We start from the raw sequence: 18092 nt of genomic DNA on the forward strand, positions 1-18092 counted from the left end.
GATCGAAAATGAAACAAGTTGTAAATACCAATAAAGCTCCTGGGGCAATTGGTCCATATTCCCAGGCAATTAAGGCTAACGGATTTATTTTTGTATCCGGTCAGTTGCCAGTAGTTCCTACTACCGGACAATTTGCCGAAGACGGTATTATTGCTCAAACAAAACAATCCCTAGAAAACGTAAAAGCTATTTTGGCGGCAGCCGGCTGTACCCTTGATGACGTTGTAAAAACGACTGTTTTGATCAAAGATATGAACGACTTTGCTGCAATGAATAACGTGTATGCCGGATATTTTAGCAAAGATTGTCCAGCACGGGCCTGCTTTGAAGTAGCACGTTTACCCAAAGATGCTTTAGTTGAAATTGAAGTAATCGCAATTTGTGGCAATTAATTTCACAGCCAAATCATTACATGTTTGTAAACTGGCCGGTACTTTAGGGAATTTGAATTGACAAAAAATAAAGAAAAATATAAACTGAAACTATAATAAGTATATCATGGAATTCCAAAGAGGGTTACTATGTCAATATTGCATTCGCATCAACCAATTGAAAAGATTATAGATAAATCATCTGACGCTCTTTATGTACAAATCGTGGAACGCATCAGGCAATGGATACGTACCGGTCAATTGAAAGAAGGCGATCAACTTCCTTCGGAAAGAGAATTGGCAGAGATATTTGATGTCAGCCGGGTGCCTGTTCGCGAAGCTCTTAAAATCTTAGAATTCTTGGGAGCTGTTCAGCATGTAAAAGGTAAAGGCGTATTTGTTCAAAAAATTGATGTGAATCAGGTGATTGGTAGTATTGATTTTCTCATGTCCGATCCGGTTCATACCTTATTTGATTTGTTTGAAGCACGCGAAACCATAGAGGTTCAGGCAACCCATCTTGCTGCATTAAGACGTACTGACGAGGATATTATGACCATAAAGGCTGCCATTGTTGAAATGGAGCAGAATATTGAGATGGGGCTTGATGTTTCGGAAGCATCAGGTAAGTTTCACGCTGCCGTTATTGCCGCAGCCCATAATGTAGTGATTAGCAAAATATATGGATTGTTGGCCGATTTGCTAAGTTATTCCCGCCACCAATCCTTGAAGAATCCCGAACGCCATGAAATTGCATTAGGCTATCATAAACAGATTTTGCAAAATATTGTTGCCGGTGATGCCGAGGCGGCGGTAGCTGTTGCCAAAGAACATTTATCACGTGCCAAAGAGGTAATAGCAAAAGGTTGATTACCATTATTATTGGTATACCAGTATACCAAATAAAGGATAGTGTTGTATGCACGAACAAAATATTTCACAAATATGTGTAGATTTTGCCACAAATCTTACATTAGATAGTGTACCAATTGATGTAAAGGAACAGGCACAAAAGTGTTTACTGGACTGGCTGGGGTGTGCTATACGCGGCTCAGTCATGCCGCAGGCCGATTGCATAAAAGAATATGCTGCCGCTATGGGCGGCAACCAGCATGCCAGTATTATTGGCAGTCAAACGGCAAATTCGGCTTTTCATGCTGCTCTTTGCAATGGTTATTTTAGCCATATTTTAGAAATCGACGATGTAGATAAGAAATCAATTACGCATCCTGGGGCAGTGGTAATCCCAGCAGCACTGAGCATTGGCGACTGGCAGGGGTGTACTGGGGCGGAATTGCTTACAGCCATTATTGCCGGCTATGAAGTTATGTTACGAGTAGGAGCAGCGGTTACTCCTGCTCATTACGAAATTTGGCATACAACCGCGACTGCCGGCGTATTTGGCTCGGCAGTCGCCGCCGGTCGTATGCTTAAACTGGATGCAAAAGCAATGACCTGGGCTTTTGGCAATGCTGGATCCATGGCAGCAGGACTGTGGGAGTTTTTACAGGATGGGGCAATGAGCAAATATCTGCACGCCGGTAAGGCTGCGGCTGCCGGTGTTTTGGTTTCGTGCATGGCAAAACATGGCTTTACGGGGGCAACGCGTATTTTGGAAGGCAGGCAGGGATTTTTTGCCGGCTATGCCCGTCAAGCTGTTAATATGGATGTTTTTGCGGATTTTGGCGCTAACTATCACACAGCAGGAATTTCATTTAAACCGTATCCCTGTTGCCGGCATACACACTCGGCAATTGATTGTGCGATAAAGCTCAATAACAAGCTGAAGTTTTCTATGGAAAGCATTAAGCACATTGTTATTGATACCTATCATGCTGCTATCCAGGTTGCCGGCAATGAAAACCCGGCCGATTCACGGCAAGCGCAGTTTAGCATTAAGTATTGTGTAGTGTGTGCCTTACTTGCAGGGAAAATTAACCTGGATTCTTTTGCGGAAACTGCGATATTTGATCAGGCAGTGAGAAGGCTGATGAATATTACAACGGTAGTAGTAGATGAAACAATTAATAACGCGACGCCAGTAGCATGGCCGGCTAGAATTTCGCTAGAATTGACTGATGGCCAGATAATGAGTGAGTATGTGGAATATCCCAAAGGTGATCCGGAGAATGCACTTACTTGGCCGGAAATAAAGGATAAATTTTCTTTTTTGGTAGACGGGATATTAGATAACAGCAGTATTTCCGAAGTAATCAACATGTGCGAAGAACTTGAGACGCTAAAGAAATGCAGTGATATTTTACGGAAGGTGAATTTGAATGCAAAATTTTAACATTACGTATGACGAAATACTCATGCTGCTGCATAAGGCATGTACCAGCATATCCGCAGATGCCCTTGCATTGATGAACAAGGCGGTAACAACAGAAACAAATCAGGGAGCGAAGGCACTGCTTGCGTCAATGATTGAGAATGTCAGTCAAGCAGGTAAATTGGACAAACCAGTGTGTCAGTCTCCGGGCTTTCCAACCGTATACATTCGTTTTGGTGATAATGTGCAATTGGCTGATTTAACTGCTTTTTTGCCGAAAGCTGTAATTGAGTGTACCAAGAATGGCTATATTCGTCCCAGCATTGTGCATCCGCTTACCCGGCATAATTCAGGGGATAGCTCAGGTATCGGTGTTCCTAACATGGAATATCGCTATTGTCCGGGACAGGAATATATGGAAGTTATTATGAGCGCCAAAGGCTGTGGGGCTGAATTGGCCAACCAGGCTAAAATTTTGACGCCGGCTACGCTGGGAACTAATTATGTCGGCTTGAAGAAACTGGTATTGGATACCGTTGTTAAAGGTGGCGGATTCCCTTGCCCCCCATCAGCTATCGGCATCGGCATCGGCGGCCAAATGGATGTTTCCGCCAAACTGAGCAGGGAAGCAATCAGTACCAGGGATTGGCGCGATACCCATCCGGATCCGTTAATTGCCGGTTTGGAGCAAGAGCTTTTGCAAAATATCAATGAACTGGGATTGGGGCCAGCCGGTATCGGCGGCGATACTACCTGTTTAGCTGTTAAAATTGGTTATGCCGCTACCCATACGGCTATTTGCCCGGTTACGATTAATTTCCATTGCTGGGTTGCCCGTAGATTTGGCGTGCGTTTCTATCCCAATGGCCGCAGAGAATATCTTTTCCAGGAGGAAATGTAATGACTACACATCATTTGGCAGTACCGATCAATGATTCACAGGTAGATAATTTAAAAATAGGCGATACCGTATATTTGACAGGGAAGATCTATACTGCGAGGGACATGGCGCATTTTGAAATTAAAAAATTATTGTCTGAGGCTAAGCCTTTGCCGGTTGACTTAGCCGGTCAAGTTATCTTTCATGCCGGACCGGTTATGCGTAAGGTTGACGGTCAATGGGAAATTGTCGTTGTGGGGCCGACGACCAGCATCCGCATGGAACCCTATGCGCAGATGGTGGGGGAACTGGGCGTAAAACTTATTATCGGCAAGGGCGGCATGGCCCAGGACAGTCAAAAAACATTTCAGCAATGTTCGCAGACTTATTTGCAGGCCGCGCCCGGCTGTGCGGTTCAAATCGGCAGTGGGGTAAAAAAAGTTGTCAGTGTCCGCTGGCTGGAAAATGGTATGCCGGAGGCCATGTGGGAACTGGAAGTTGAGAAATTCGGACCGTTTATTGTCACTATGGACAATAAAGGAAACAGCCGCTATGATGCGGTGAAAGAGGCTGCTAACCGTAAAATTATAGAATTTTATGGTCAATAAAGGAAAGGAGTACTAAGCAGTAACCATTTTTTAAAATACACATTAACTAGGGAGGGCTATCTATGGAAATTTTCGGCATGAAAGTTGAGAAGGGGCAGAAAACCTTTGGTAATGTAAAGGTGGGTGAATTGGCAAATTTTACGGATATCAGTATTCCGGTACTGGTAGCCCGTGGTTCGCACGACGGGCCAACGTTATGGATGACCGGTGCTGTCCACGGCGACGAGCTAAATGGTTTATGGGGAATGCGAAAATTTTTCTGGGATTTGGATACCTCTAAACTGCATGGTAATGTAGTGCTAACACCGTTGCTGAATACAATGGCCTTCGTGGATCGCAACAAGATTAGTCAGGTGGATTACTTGGATTTAGACCAACAATTTCCGGGAAATCCTGGCGGCAGTTATACCGAAAGGATTGCTCATATTGTATTTGGGGAAATGAAAAAATGGGCTAATTATGTAATTGATTTTCATACCATGGGGCACGTATTCAGTGCTACTCCCTACACTGTTTCCAAAATCGTTCCCGGTGCTAAGGCAGAAACCGTCCAGGCAGCGTTTAAGCTGGCACGGGCTTTTGGGGTTTATCCCAATTGCCATTTGAACCTGGCCAAGGCAGGCGGCGAACTGCCCGGTACGACGAGCGGTTCGATTGATATTCTTTGCATGCAGAACAATATCCCCTGCTTTATGGCGGAGATGGGTGCCGGCGGGCGCTGGGATGAAAAGGTGATTCAAACTATTTTGGCAGGAATTCAAAATGCTATGACGCATATCGGGCTGCTTACAGGCGAATTTAAGAAGCCTGACAAACAGTTGATTATTACAGGCCGCCGTTTTCTCAGAAGCAATCGGGGCGGCTTGGTGAGAATGGCGGTTGAACCCGGGCAATTCGTGAAAAAAGGTGAGAAGCTGGCCTCAATTTACGATTTCTGGGAAGAGCGTGAGCAATTGGTTGCCGACAAGAATATGTTTATGATTGCCACCCGTTTCGAGCCAGTCGTTTCTACTGGTGACAGAATGGGGTTTGTCGGTTATGAATGGCAGGAGATGGACTGGGATACAGACTAATAAAACAGTTTACCTGTAGGGTAAGATATAAAGCCGGAAAACAGCATGTACCGCCTCTCTGGATGTACCACTATTTTCCGGCCTTACTCTATAGTAATTAACTGGCTGCTCGACCGTAAGCAGATACGATTTGCAAGGCTTAGCGGGAACTCCTCTTAAAATTTATTTGCGGGTAGACTGATACGAGATTTGCACCATATTATTCATTTTTAGAGGGAGGAATAGATGTGGAGAAAAAAACTGAATTTGTTAGTTTTTGGGGCGATACGGTCGATTGCAAAGAATTGTTTATCGGCATAATTTCCAGTGTTTTTGTCAGCTATGCGGCTTTTTACGGCGGAAAAGTATATCTTAGCACCCACTTTGCCAGTATGGGAAAAAACTTGATTGCCGGTTATAGTTTGTTTTTAGGGCTGGTTGCCGCTGTTGTGGTAGCGGTAATTATCGCAAGATTCTTTAAACCCAAGAGAATATTTCATGAAGACGAATGTCATTTCGACCAAGAAAAATTTATCCAAGAATATGATCTTGATCTTGAACAGGAAGCTTTGCATTTAAAAAATTCGGCGCCGGAAATTATTGAGGAATTGAAACAGTTAGGCTTGTATTCTATTTTTGCGGAAAAGGAAAAATGAGAGGAGGCTATAGTCAATGGTAGAATCAGTAATTTTTCATGATATATTGTGGGGGCTTGCCGCGGCTTTGATGGGCGGTATTATGTTTTCGTTTGTCGGCTTAATATCGGGAACTTCGGAAACGGCCAGTATTGCCCCTGTCACCTTGCTTGTAGTTTTATTGGGATTTCCTCCGGTGGCGGTTTTCTGTTTCCTGATAGCAGCCGTTATCGCCAAACACATTACCCATTCTGTTCCTACCGCTTTGTTGGGGGTGCCCGGCGATACGATGGCCGTGCCTTTGCTTGAACATGCAACGGCTATGCGCAATATTGGGGCGCCGCATATCTCTTTGCAAAAAATGATTTCCGGCGGGGTGTTGGCTGCTTTTCTGTCGGTTCCCATTTCTGTCGGTTTTGCTTCTTTGCTGGCGCCTTATGCCGATATAGTAAAATCCTGGGCAGGGCTTTTGTTTACCGTAATGGCTGTATTCATTGCCTATACCTCCAAGGGGAAATGGACGAGTGTAGTTATTTTGATTCCGTTATCTTTTTTATTCGTCGGTTTGAACAAAATTGCTGTTGCTGCCAATGGCAGCGGTGTCACCATGTGTTTCTTCCTGGGAATTGCTACCGGGCCAATGTTTTTGGACCTGATTACCGTCATGTCACCGGCGGCAAAAGCAACTTTGGTGACAAAAACACCCCGTGAGTTTCGCTTGGCGCCTGATTTGAAAAACTGGAACGGATTTTTCCCTAATCCGTTAAAAATACTCACAATGAAACAAAAATGGTATACCCTGTTAATATGCTTGGCCTCAGCTCCCTTATTTACCTTTAGTACGGTGGGGATAACGGTAACAACGGGGGAAATCATCAGTTCACGGGTCAAAGGTTTTTATGAGCGTTTGACGACTTGTCTAGCGGTTATGAATGCGAGTACAGAAAGCACTTATTTGGCCGAGATACTGATCCCCTTAATTGCATTTGGTCTGCCGATGACGCCGATTTCCATGGGCGTGGCTTTTCCTCTTTTCAATGCTCCGCCTATTTTTACCATTAAGCCGGAAATGCACAACCTTCACACCATCATGACGACAAGCGAGTTTTTGTGGTATGGGCTGTTGTCGGTAGCGGTTGCCGCCTTTATTTCCTATCCGTTAACGATGAATTATGCGCATCGGGCCAGTGTTTGGATCATGAAACATGTCAGCCAGGAGTCAATTATCGCCATGTTTGCCGGTTTGGTTGTTGTAGCTTCCTGCTATGAAGCCGGTTTTGTAGGTTTGGCGATTACTGTGACCGTAGCGGTTGTCGGCGGTTGTCTCAACAAGTTTTTTGGTGTGAACATGGGTGTACAATTTATGGCTATTTATGCCTCAACCTGGATCATGGCTAAGCTATTCGGTCTGAACTGACAGTCAGCAAGTTAATTGGGAGTGTTTCTGACGAATTAACATGAGGGAAGTAATTTGGTGATTAAAATAATAATAGTCGCGGGCAAGAACAAGAATCATTTTACTCGCGACTATTATAGTCTTTTTGCAGTATTCTAAAGTGAGGTGTCGGATAATTGGATATTAGAGAAGAAGCATTAAAAGTGCGGCAGCAACAACAAGGGATTTTGGCGGTTGCTCCCAAGGTGCCTCTCAAAAATATGAAGGATTTGAGTATTTTATATACACCGGGAGTGGCCGAGCCGTGTAAGGATATTAAGGTTAACAAAAAATTATCGCTAGAGTTGACTTGCCGTGGCAATATGGTTGCGATTGTTACCGATGGCACGCGCGTTTTAGGACTTGGTGACATAGGACCGGAAGCGGCTTTGCCGGTTATGGAAGGCAAAGCCGTACTCTTTAAAGTATTTGGGGATGTCGATGCGGTGCCCATTTGTTTGGATACTAAGGACCCTGATAAAATAATTGAAATGGTAAAACTGTTGCAGCCAACTTTTGCGGGTATTAACCTTGAGGATATTTCTTCTCCCAAGTGCTATGAGATTGAAGAAGCGCTGAAAAAGGAACTGGATATTCCTGTGTTTCATGATGACCAGCATGGTACGGCGATTGCCGCTTTAGCAGGTGTGATTGGCGCACTTCGGTTCACTAAGAAAAATATTAAAACAGCTAAAATCGTAATTAATGGTGCCGGTGCCGCCGGCACGGCAATTGGCAGACTTTTAGTAAAGGCCGAAGCGCAGCATGTTATTATGGTTGATGTAAATGGCGCTCTTTATGAGGGCATGCCAGGCTTAAATCTGATTCAACAAGAGTTAGCTAAGGAAACTAATAAAGATAAACGGCAAGGAAGCTTAGCTGAGATTGCCAAGGATGCCGATGTGCTTATCGGTGTATCCGGCCCGCATCTTTTTACGAAAGAAATTATGGGTAGTATGGCTAAAGACGCTATTGTTTTTGCTCTGGCCAATCCAGTGCCGGAGACCGGTTACGATGCTGCCAAAGCTGCGGGGGTAAAGGTGGCTGGGACTGGTCGTTCCGACTCACCTAATCAGGTTAACAACGTAATGGTATTTCCTGGCGTCTTTCGTGGTGCATTAGACGCCAGAGCTTGCCAGATTAATGAAGAGATGAAATTGGCTGCGGCCTTCGCTATTGCCGAGTTGATACCGATACAGGAATTAAGAGAAGACTATATAATTCCCGATCCATTTGATTCCCGGGTAGCGCCGGCGGTTGCGGCCGCTGTTGCCAAGGCGGCAATGGAAACCGGTATGGCAGGAATTCGTGTGGACCCTGAGGAATTACGCAGAAAGACATTGGCAAGAGTAAAAAAATTCCGGGATCTTTAGAGAAAAAGTCTATGGATAAAGGGGTGGCTTTGATGGGATACCGTATTGAAAAAGACTCAATGGGTGAGGTAAAAGTACCTGCAGACAAACTATGGGGTGCCCAAACACAGCGCAGTTATGAAAATTTTCGTATAGGTACGGAAAAGATGCCCTATGAGCTGGTGGAAGTATTCGGCATATTAAAACGTGCTGCTGCTGCTGTAAACAAAGAGCTTGGAATACTGGACGCAACAAAAGCGGCTGCGATCATTGCCGCTTGCGATGAATTGCTGGCGGGAAAGCTGGCAGGTAATTTTCCTTTAGTTGTTTGGCAGACAGGCAGTGGGACTCAGTTCAATATGAACATTAACGAAGTGCTGGCACACCGTGCTACCCAAATTTTAGCTGAACAGGGAGAGAAAGGTACTGTTCATCCGAATGACCATGTAAACCGGTCGCAAAGTTCTAATGACATTTTCCCTACGGCTTTGCATGTGGTAGGCGTAACTTTAATTCGTAAGCAACTGTTTCCGGCGTTGCAAGCCTTGCTGCAAACCTTCGAACACAAGTCACAGGAGTTAAAAAATATTGTAAAAATCGGACGGACTCATCTTATGGATGCTACGCCGCTTACGCTAGGACAGGAAATGAGCGGTTGGGCCCGCATGCTGCAGCGGAGTCAGGAAATGCTTACGATCGGTATCGACTTTTTATGCGACTTAGCGATGGGGGGAACAGCCGTCGGCACAGGAATTAATTCCCATCCGGATTTCGCTGTAAAAATTGCCGCTGAAATCAGTAAACTTACCGGGGAGAATTTCCGTACTGCACCGAATAAGTTCCACTCGCTTTCCAGCAAAGATGAAATTGTGGCCGTGCATGGCATGCTGAAAGCACTGGCGGCTGATCTTATGAAAATAGCTAACGACGTGCGCTGGTTGGCTAGCGGTCCGCGCTGCGGCATTGGCGAACTTACGATCCCGGAAAATGAACCAGGTAGTTCTATTATGCCGTCAAAGGTAAATCCTACGCAAGCCGAAGCATTGACGATGGTGGTTACGCAGGTTTTTGGCAATGATACAACGGTAGCCTTTGCGGCAAGTCAGGGAAATTTCCAGCTTAATGTGTTTATGCCGGTTATTGCCTATAATCTAATTCAGACTATCCGGCTATTGAGTGACAGCATGAATTCTTTCAACAATAATTGTGCTGTAGGTATTCAGCCCAACCTGAAAAATATTGATTTCTATCTGCATCAATCACTCATCTTGATTACAGGTCTGGTACCCCTTATTGGTTATGATAAAGCGGCTGAAATTGCCAAAAAAGCTGCGCATGAGGGTATTACCTTAAGAGAAGCTGCTTTAGCAACCGGCTATGTAAATGAAGCTGACTACGATTATTATATGGACCCGGCAAGACTGGTGGCACCGCAAGCTTAAACCAAGATATAAATTATTTTTCTGATGTGAGAGACGACAGCTATCTAGCAGACAATGTTTAGTCTAATAGCAATTGTTATAACAAAAACGGACTGCCCTAGAAAATGGGGGTAGTCCGTTTTTGATCAGTAGGTGAAAAGGTGTAGTAAGGTTACAGCCGGAGTCTTACAGTTTATATGCCGGATTTTACTTTTTTCTATAAAAAGAAAAATTTGGCAGGATTATTACTCTGGTACAGAGAAATAAATAATATCGAAAGGTATACTGGTATACCATTAGATGCATAAATATTTTATGAGATGTGGAAACATCTCAGCCTAGAACTATTTTATAACGATTAGCTTGTTTTAAGGGTAAAAAATGCATGCGTATTTTTAACAAAATAGTGATGGGGGTTTTGGTACATGAAGTTACAGGTAAAATTCTTATTATTTTCAGTAGTTTGCGGCCTGGTCCTAATGGCAGTATCGCTTATCGGCTATCTTTATTCCGAGCAACAGGTAAGTAAGAATATTGAGAGTGAAATGACTAATGTAGTAAGTGCTGAGGTAAACCAAATGGACGGCTGGGTGATGTCCAAAGCAAGAACGGCCGAGGCAGTTGGCTGGGCGATTAGTAAGGGGCTGAGCGATCAGGAAATTACTACCGCCTTGCTTTCCGGGTATAAAGAGGACAAAGAAATATCGGCACTTTATGTTGGTCTTGAGAACGGAAAATTTTTGACTGGATCCGGGCAAAAAGTGCAAGCAAATTTTGATCCGCGCCAGCGGGACTGGTACAAAAAGGCAAAAGAACAAAACAGTCTGGCTTTTACGGATGTCTATATTAACGCCACTACAGGCCAGTCGGTCGTATCTGCCGCAGCACCAATTAAGAATCATGATGGCAGTCTAAGAGGGATTATCGGATTAAGTATCCCTATTGATACTTTATACCAAAAGGTGAAAGAAATTAATTTGCATGGCCATGGATATGGATTATTTATGGACCAAAATGGTACGATTCTGACGCATCCTACGAATACGGACTTAATCGGTAAAAAATTATCCGAAGTTGACATGTATAAGCAAATTTCTGATTCAGTGACAAAACAACCGGCAGGAACCGTGCATTATAAAGAAAATGGCGATCAATATATTATGATTTTTAATTGTATTCCGTCTACTAAATGGATTTTGGCCATTGCCGTGCCGGAGAAAGAAGCCTATGAGGGATTAGTCAGTTTCAAGTATCAATATATGATTATTGTGTTGATTGGGATTATGGCGATTCTGGGTATCGGTTTTTATTTCTCACGTAATCTAGCTAAAAAGATGATTATTCTTACCGAAAGTGCGGCAAAAATAGCGAATGGTGATTTAACCCAAAAAGAGATTTCTGTGCATTCGCAGGATGAAGTCGGACAATTGGCGAAAACATTTTACAGTATGCAAGGAAGTTTACATAATCTTATTTGTCAAATGAGTCAAACATCGGAACAACTTGCCTCATCGTCAGAGCAAATCAGTGGCAGTATTGATCAAATGAATCAAGTAACTACGCATATTGCAAGTTCTGTCACTGATGTGGCTTCAGGGGCAAGTGAGCAAGCGGCTGTAACGAATGATACCGCTGCTGTGGTTGAACGGATGTCCGCAGGCATTCAACAGGTGGCTGCCAATACCAATCAATTGGCGCTCCATTCGGGCCAGGTTGCCGACAAGGCCCAAAATGGCGGTCAAGCAGTTACAGAAGCTGTTACCCAGATGGAAAATATTGAAAATACCGTTAATACTTCAGCTAAAGTAGTGGCCGAGTTGGGTGAGCGTTCTAAGGAAATCGGTCAAATTGTGGACACCATTTCCAATATTGCCGGGCAGACTAATCTTTTAGCCCTTAATGCCGCGATAGAAGCGGCCCGTGCCGGCGAGCAGGGACGCGGGTTTGCCGTGGTAGCCGATGAAGTACGGAATCTGGCGGAGCAGTCTCATGAAGCAGCCAAGAGAATCGCTACCCTGATTGGGGAAATACAGGGAGATACAGATAGAGCTGTTGTTGCTATGAGTGACGGTACCCGGGAAGTTAAAACCGGCACGGAAGTGGTTAACACAGTTGGAGCTACATTCCGGGAAATTACAGAATTGGTGACTCAGGTATCAGACCAAGTTAAAGAAATTTCGGCAGCTCTCCAACAATTGGCTACTGGCAGTCAACAGATTGTGGATTCAGTGAAAAAAGTCGATGAGCTCAGTAAGCAGTCGACGGATAGATCACAAAGCGTGCTGGCAGCAACGGAAGAACAACTGTCGTCTATGGAAGAAGTTGCAACTTCCAGCAGGGCATTAGCAACTTTAGCTAACAAATTACAAGCAATGGTAGACAAGTTTCAGATCTAACGGGTGTCCCTTGATTAACAGGTACTCTTGGTCAACTTTAAAAACAATTTAGGTGTGCGCCGTGGTACTGTTAGCCATTCCCAATAATGTAAGCCGCAATCCTCGTAGGATTGCGGCTTTTACTGACAGATGGTATCTTATCCCAATATGACATCGTTGATATTTATGACAAGTAATTAATATTTCAACTATAATTTAAATTTGATTACCTCTGATTGTAAATCCTGGGATAATTTAGAAAGAGACTGACTGGATGCGGCAACCTCCTCCATAGAAGCCAGTTGCTCTTGCGCAGCAGCTGAAACACCCTGGGCCTCCGCCGCTGATTTCTTACCCAGACGATCCACTTTTTCTACTGAATCAACAACGAACGCATTATTGGCGAAGTTTTTTCATCTTTGAGAGCATTATACTTCATGGCTATTTCCTGATCCGGATGGAAGATAGCCAAGCCATCTGCTTGCAGTACATAGGCATAACCAGTTTGGCCAACCTTGATGTTAAGTACTTTCTTAGTTAATTCCTCCATACTCATTGGCCCAAATAAAACACCGACAACTACACCGTTTGATTTAACCGGAACAGCTACGGTGGCAATCAATTTTCCCGTTTGTCTTGAAGTTGCAGGATCGGCTATAAAACTTTCGCCTTGCATGGCGTGTTTGAAAAAGAGCTTGTCCGCCACACTGACCTTAAAACCGGTCGCTGAGCATGACATTCCATATCTATCGGCATAAACAATTCCCTCATATGCTTTGTTGGTATTCTGCGCAGCGGCAAGCACCGGCATAATTTCTTGCAGGCTGCCTCCTTGCATCACAGGGTTGCTGGCAAGCATTGTTAATTCCAGCTTGCGTGACTTCAGCCACTCATTCATATCCTGGGCGGAGTTTACCGCCTCTTTTTGCATACTGGTGGTAATCTCTTCAGTAATAATGCTTCGGGCCCGCCAGTAATTCAGTCCACCTAAAATACTCATTGCCACCAAGAAGATAAGTAGCACAATCACTGTCAATTTCGTCTGTATACTTTTCATCAATATCCTCCGATCTCTTTATATGAAGATTTATCTACGGATTGCTCCATTAAACACAGTATCTCTGTTTTAATTTAATACCGTGTATTGAAAAAGTGATGCAATAAAACCTCTACAAATCAATTTCTTTCCCGATAGCATTTATTCGCCATCACGATACCGCATGGTATTACGCTGTACCGGAAAAACATCCCGTTTTTGAAGAACATTCTCATAATGCTGACGAATTAATCGGCTTTTTTAGCAGCGATCCGAACGATCCTTATAATCTTGGCGCTGAAATCGAAGTCAGCATTAACGGCGAAAAGCATCTCATTACCCGTTCATCCTTAATTTTTATACCTGCCAATATGAAACATATGCCAATGAATATCATAAAGGTATTGCTGTGAGATGCTTGGTTCCGTTCTTTTTTATATGTATTAACAGGGAACTGGTCTTGATAGTACTGGGCTGATCCTTCAGGTCTGTTATTTTATTTCTCCCAGATTCGAGTATTTCTTGTTCACTCATTTTGAAAAAATTACAAGAGGCTGGATTGGCGGCAACAACTCTGCCATCAGGTTGCGTAATTAATACTGGAAAATGATGCAAAATTAATGCCAACCATACTGTAAAACTAAGTGAGTGCAAAATAGTTATTTAAGTTACGATAAATGAACTTTATCAAATTGTGACCTTAATTAAACAAAGTCCTTGGTGTTATTGCTGTTGCTACAGTGTACCACCAAGGACTTTTCCTATAAGTTTAGCGTTATTCGATTCTATGTTTTTGCCTAATTTCGCGTTGCCGCAATTAAGGCAGTGTAAAAATCAGTAAATTAAAAAAGCGAGATCACTTCACACATTTTTACATAGGTTTACACATTTTTCCGGTAGTGACTATTGGTTAATCCAGATACGTAAAGCCTTATTATTATGGCCCGCCGGCGTTCTGCCATACAATATGATATTTACTTTGAAAACCTGGCATGAATCATGCGTAAACCTATAAACGAAACAAAGTAAGGCATAACTACGGAGATTGTACAGGCGAGAAAATTCCGTAGTGTACTTTAATGAGAATGGGGGGAGTCATACCAAGAAGCGTTGCTAAAAGATTAAAAAGCATAATTAGGAGGGTATTATGAAAAAAAACAAAAAACTTAAAAAATGGCTGGCAATTGTACCACTGGCACTCATGTCCATAACCATGGCCGGAATTCCGGTAGTAGACAATCCTGTTCATGCTGCCGCTGCCACGGCTTCCTTCAGTGATGTTCCTGCCGATCATTGGGCCTATGATGCGGTAGGAAAATTAGTTAAGGCAGGCCTTGTTGACGGCTATACGGATAAAACCTTCAAAGGCGACAGAACCATGACCCGTTATGAATTTGCCTTTATTGTTGCTAAGGCTATGGACAAGTTTGAGAGTGCTGACGAAGCCAATAAAATGCTGATCGATAAACTGTCTGCCGAGTTTGCCGGCGAACTTAACCGCCTGGGCGCCCGGGTGGCCAAGGTGGAAAGCAAGACTAATACCTGGGTGAGTGGGGAAACCCGCTTCCGCTATATGGGCAATGACCCGAAGGCACCCGAATCACACAAGCTGCGGGGATCAGACAAGTTTGACTTCCGGCAGCGCGTCAAATTTCAGGGAACCATTAATGAGGATATTTCCTGGGTAGCACGGGTTCAGGCCACCGGTAAAGCGGGAAATTACAGTAAGGATAATAATGACGGAACTACTGCTTCCTTTGATTTGTTTGCCGTAACCGCGAAAAATGTTTTTGGCATCGATAAGGTCCGCATCGGCCGCTTTCCCTATGATGATTTTACCCACGGACTATTTGGCAAGGTGGTAGGTGTTGATGGTATCCGTGTGGATGAGGGCTTGGGCAACTTAACGTTTACCGGTTCGGTAAATAATGTTAAAGGAAATAAGAATATAGCTAACGGTATTGGTGATAGTGGCGACGCCAAAACGGTAACTACTGCGCAGTTATCCGGTAAATTCAGTCCGAAATTTGGCTGGAAAGCAGGTTATTATTGGTCTGACGGTGAAGGCAGCAATGAGACGATGAATGTCAGTGCCGGCAAGACATTTGCCAGTTCCAAAGGTTGGGCAGTGGGTATTGATACCAAAATCGGCGATAATCTGTTGTTGATCGGTGATTATGTATCAACTAATTTGAGTGATGCGGTCAACCTATCTGATTCACCTAAAGGCTGGGCCGTGGAACTGACTAACGCCACCAAACAGCCGCCGATATTCTATGGGGCAAAAATGCTTGTAGATTACAAGAAACCAGGTGACTTCGGCTGGTCGGTATCCTATCGCAGCATTGATGCCGGCGCAATTCCCGCCGGGGCCGGCGGTTTTGACGCACAGGCCATAAGCTATGGTTCAGACAAGTATTCAACATTAACCAAAGGCTCCGACAACATCAAAGGCTTATTCGTAGCTTTATCCACTACGATTAAAAAGAACGTTGTGTGGACGATTGAGGGACAAGACCTGAAATTTAAGAACAGAAAGCTTACCGACGCGACTTCCGACGACCTTGGCAAAACATATATGACGAAGATCGAGTTTTTCTATTAAGGTTGGAATTAATTGCTAAGTCTACTTTATTGGGAAGAATATTTAATTTATCAATAACACAGCTTTGCATATTGTTACACAGCTTTACACTTTTGCCTGATTATAATTGCTGTTTTTCGATGGTAAACATTGTGCATAGCCCTAGCGGATGTTGGAACTTAGTATCCGTTTTGATGTATAACAAAGTTATTTAAGAAGTTTGGCATAGATCATGCAATGTATTTGAAAGAGTCTGCCTTGTAAGTAACAGTAATAAGGGAGGTACAAGCATTGCAAGGATAGTAACTTTATTTTTTTGTCTTAAAAGATACTTGAGCGGAGGTAAATACATGGAAAAAGATCCTAACAAGCAGAAAGGCATTTCTCGTAGAGGTTTCCTAAAAAGCGGTGCATTGGCTGTTGTCGGTTCCAGCTTTCTGTTATCAGCTTGCGGTAAAGGCAAAAATGAAAAACAGGAAGACGCCAATGCCGGCAAAAAAACGGCTGCCAATCAGGAACCAAGTTTCCTAAAGGCGCCGGCGCCAATTAAAGACAGTGATATTAAAGAAACCGTTGAGGCCGATGTAGTCGTTGTCGGTGCGGGTATGGCGGGGCTTTGTGCAGCTATTTCGGCAGCGCAGGAAGGCGCCAAGGTCGTAGTGATTGAAAAAACACAAAGTGTTAACTTCCGCAGCTACGATTATGGTGCCATCAACGCCAAGGTACAAAAAGAAGTCGATATTGAGATAAATCCATTGGATGTAACCCGGGAAATTATGAAATTTGCCAGCTATAAGGCCGATCAAAAGGTAGTTCAGCAATTTGTTGATAATAGCGGCAAAGTAAATGATTGGCTTCTTGACCTTGCGCTGCAAGTCGGTTGTAAAATAAAACATATTCACAAGAAGGAAGAATTAGTTGCGCCGGTATCCACATTGCCGACATTCCCAACTTTGACATTTGTGCTTGAACCGCCGGAAGAAGCGATCAGCAAAATTCAACAAGGCATCTATGGCGGCAGGGCAACTATTGCCGTGGCGTACACTTTGCTGACCAATGCTGAAAAAGCAGGTGTTACGATTCGTTATAAAACACCTGCAGAGCAATTGGTCCGGCAAGATAACAAGGGCAGAGTTACCGGTGTTATCGGTAAAGCGGAAGATGGTAAGTATATCAAATTTAATGCCAAAAAAGGTGTCATCCTGTGTGCCGGTGACTACGGGCATGATGAAGAAATGTTAAAATATTATGTTCCCACATCAGATAGTATTACGAAAATTTCCTACCCGGGCAAATATAATACGGGTGACGGCCAAAAAATGGGAATGTGGATTGGTGCTGCCATTGATGAAGGTCCGCATTGTGCCATGTACTTTGATAAAGCATTTGTTGCCGACCCGAAAGTAAATCCGGACTCGCTGGTTCGCCAGCCATGGTTGGGAGTTAACATGAAAGGCGAGCGTTACGGGAACGAGGATTTGCCGTTTAGCTATTTGTCAAATCAAGTTCGTCAACAGCCCGGCAAAAGCAAATGGAATATTTGGGATTCTAAATGGCCGGAAGAAGGTCCTAAATTCAGGCAAACGGCTTGTAAAGAAATGTTGACAATAGAGCATCATAATCCAAAAGTTATTGAGGAGTATATTGCCAAAGGGCTTGTAAAGAAAGCCGATACAATTGAGCAGTTAGCGGAACTTACAAACCTGCCGGCGGAACCCTTGAAAAAGACAATTGCCCGTTATAATGAATTAGCCAAAAAAGGTGTAGACGAAGATTTTGGCAAACCAAGTCTGTTCATGACGACAATCGAGAAACCTCCTTTCTATGCAGCCAATATTGGTACTTCGATGTTAGTAACCCTTGGCGGTTTGCAAATCAACGACAACATGCAAGTACTGGATACGGAAAAGAATGTAATTCCCGGACTTTATGCGGCCGGTAATAATTCAGGCTGTTTCTATGGGGCCGATTATCCTAACTTTATTCCGGGAAACAGCCATGGCCGTGCTTATACATTCGGCTATTTATCCGGTAAAAATGCTAGCAAATTAGGTTAAGGTGTAAATAAAAA

At 43.7% G+C, this 18092-nt stretch carries 15 protein-coding genes; 13 read left to right on the plus strand and 2 right to left on the minus strand.

Going from position 1 to position 18092, the window contains the following annotated elements; genetic code table 11:
• The first annotated feature begins 8 nt into the window (after nt 1-8).
• The 11 genes from BLR65_RS20590 to BLR65_RS31030 all read left to right on the plus strand — a co-directional run bounded on the left by BLR65_RS20590 (nt 9) and on the right by BLR65_RS31030 (nt 12422).
• Nucleotides 9-392, plus strand: a complete 384-nt coding sequence (locus BLR65_RS20590; protein WP_093796059.1) for a RidA family protein — start codon at nt 9-11, stop codon at nt 390-392.
• A gap of 129 nt (nt 393-521) precedes the next feature.
• Entirely contained in the window at nt 522-1241 is a 720-nt protein-coding gene (locus tag BLR65_RS20595; protein WP_093796060.1) for a FadR/GntR family transcriptional regulator, read from the plus strand.
• Nucleotides 1242-1290: 49 nt separating this feature from the next.
• The gene (locus BLR65_RS20600; RefSeq protein ID WP_093796061.1) at nt 1291-2664 is read left to right on the plus strand and encodes an MmgE/PrpD family protein; all 1374 of its coding nucleotides are present in this window, start codon (nt 1291-1293) and stop codon (nt 2662-2664) included.
• The gene (locus tag BLR65_RS20605; RefSeq protein ID WP_093796062.1) at nt 2651-3544 is read left to right on the plus strand and encodes a fumarate hydratase; all 894 of its coding nucleotides are present in this window, start codon (nt 2651-2653) and stop codon (nt 3542-3544) included. The genes BLR65_RS20600 and BLR65_RS20605 overlap by 14 nt, the downstream gene beginning before the upstream one ends.
• Nucleotides 3544-4131, plus strand: coding sequence for a FumA C-terminus/TtdB family hydratase beta subunit (locus BLR65_RS20610; RefSeq protein WP_093796063.1), 588 nt, complete (start codon nt 3544-3546; stop codon nt 4129-4131). Before BLR65_RS20605 ends, BLR65_RS20610 begins: the two co-directional genes overlap by 1 nt.
• A gap of 62 nt (nt 4132-4193) precedes the next feature.
• On the plus strand, nt 4194-5204 hold the full coding sequence (locus BLR65_RS20615; RefSeq protein WP_093796064.1) for a M14 family metallopeptidase: 1011 nt from the start codon (nt 4194-4196) through the stop codon (nt 5202-5204).
• Nucleotides 5205-5431: 227 nt separating this feature from the next.
• Nucleotides 5432-5839 (plus strand): hypothetical protein, encoded by a 408-nt coding sequence (locus BLR65_RS20620; protein WP_093796065.1) that lies wholly within the window; start codon nt 5432-5434, stop codon nt 5837-5839.
• A 16-nt stretch (nt 5840-5855) separates the two neighbouring features.
• A complete protein-coding gene (locus BLR65_RS20625; protein WP_093796066.1) occupies nt 5856-7235 on the plus strand; it encodes a tripartite tricarboxylate transporter permease in 1380 nt (459 codons plus the stop codon).
• A gap of 155 nt (nt 7236-7390) precedes the next feature.
• Nucleotides 7391-8626, plus strand: coding sequence for an NAD(P)-dependent malic enzyme (locus BLR65_RS20630; protein WP_093796067.1), 1236 nt, complete (start codon nt 7391-7393; stop codon nt 8624-8626).
• Between the two features lie 32 nt (nt 8627-8658).
• A complete protein-coding gene (gene fumC, locus BLR65_RS20635; protein ID WP_093796084.1) occupies nt 8659-10047 on the plus strand; it encodes a class II fumarate hydratase in 1389 nt (462 codons plus the stop codon).
• Nucleotides 10048-10451: 404 nt separating this feature from the next.
• Complete coding sequence (locus BLR65_RS31030) at nt 10452-12422, plus strand: methyl-accepting chemotaxis protein (protein ID WP_093796068.1); 1971 nt, start codon at nt 10452-10454, stop codon at nt 12420-12422.
• Nucleotides 12423-12610: 188 nt separating this feature from the next.
• On the opposite strand, the gene BLR65_RS29960 is transcribed toward BLR65_RS31030, so the two are convergent.
• Nucleotides 12611-12769, minus strand: a complete 159-nt coding sequence (locus tag BLR65_RS29960) for a hypothetical protein (protein ID WP_169716838.1) — start codon at nt 12767-12769, stop codon at nt 12611-12613.
• 5 nt (nt 12770-12774) lie between these two features.
• Complete coding sequence (locus BLR65_RS20645; protein ID WP_093796069.1) at nt 12775-13458, minus strand: cache domain-containing protein; 684 nt, start codon at nt 13456-13458, stop codon at nt 12775-12777.
• Between the two features lie 1126 nt (nt 13459-14584).
• On the opposite strand from BLR65_RS20645, the gene BLR65_RS20650 reads away from it, so the two are divergent.
• A complete protein-coding gene (locus BLR65_RS20650; protein WP_093796070.1) occupies nt 14585-16042 on the plus strand; it encodes an S-layer homology domain-containing protein in 1458 nt (485 codons plus the stop codon).
• A gap of 329 nt (nt 16043-16371) precedes the next feature.
• Complete coding sequence (locus tag BLR65_RS20655; RefSeq protein WP_093796071.1) at nt 16372-18078, plus strand: FAD-dependent oxidoreductase; 1707 nt, start codon at nt 16372-16374, stop codon at nt 18076-18078.
• Nucleotides 18079-18092 lie beyond the last annotated feature (14 nt).

Origin of the sequence: Sporomusa acidovorans (assembly GCF_900101845.1) — a bacterium.
GTDB classification, from domain to species: Bacteria; Bacillota; Negativicutes; order Sporomusales; family Sporomusaceae; genus Sporomusa; species Sporomusa acidovorans.

What these genes read in the sequence shown, in the direction of transcription:
- BLR65_RS20590 (WP_093796059.1), top strand. Translation starts at nt 9, where the DNA reads ATGAAACAAGTTGTAAATACCAATAAAGCTCCTGGGGCAATTGGTCCA.
- BLR65_RS20595 (WP_093796060.1), top strand. Translation starts at nt 522, where the DNA reads ATGTCAATATTGCATTCGCATCAACCAATTGAAAAGATTATAGATAAA.
- BLR65_RS20600 (WP_093796061.1), top strand. Translation starts at nt 1,291, where the DNA reads ATGCACGAACAAAATATTTCACAAATATGTGTAGATTTTGCCACAAAT.
- BLR65_RS20605 (WP_093796062.1), top strand. Translation starts at nt 2,651, where the DNA reads ATGCAAAATTTTAACATTACGTATGACGAAATACTCATGCTGCTGCAT.
- BLR65_RS20610 (WP_093796063.1), top strand. Translation starts at nt 3,544, where the DNA reads ATGACTACACATCATTTGGCAGTACCGATCAATGATTCACAGGTAGAT.
- BLR65_RS20615 (WP_093796064.1), top strand. Translation starts at nt 4,194, where the DNA reads ATGGAAATTTTCGGCATGAAAGTTGAGAAGGGGCAGAAAACCTTTGGT.
- BLR65_RS20625 (WP_093796066.1), top strand. Translation starts at nt 5,856, where the DNA reads ATGGTAGAATCAGTAATTTTTCATGATATATTGTGGGGGCTTGCCGCG.
- fumC (WP_093796084.1), top strand. Translation starts at nt 8,659, where the DNA reads ATGGGATACCGTATTGAAAAAGACTCAATGGGTGAGGTAAAAGTACCT.
- BLR65_RS31030 (WP_093796068.1), top strand. Translation starts at nt 10,452, where the DNA reads ATGAAGTTACAGGTAAAATTCTTATTATTTTCAGTAGTTTGCGGCCTG.
- BLR65_RS20645 (WP_093796069.1), bottom strand. Translation starts at nt 13,458, where the DNA reads ATGAAAAGTATACAGACGAAATTGACAGTGATTGTGCTACTTATCTTC.
- BLR65_RS20650 (WP_093796070.1), top strand. Translation starts at nt 14,585, where the DNA reads ATGAAAAAAAACAAAAAACTTAAAAAATGGCTGGCAATTGTACCACTG.
- BLR65_RS20655 (WP_093796071.1), top strand. Translation starts at nt 16,372, where the DNA reads ATGGAAAAAGATCCTAACAAGCAGAAAGGCATTTCTCGTAGAGGTTTC.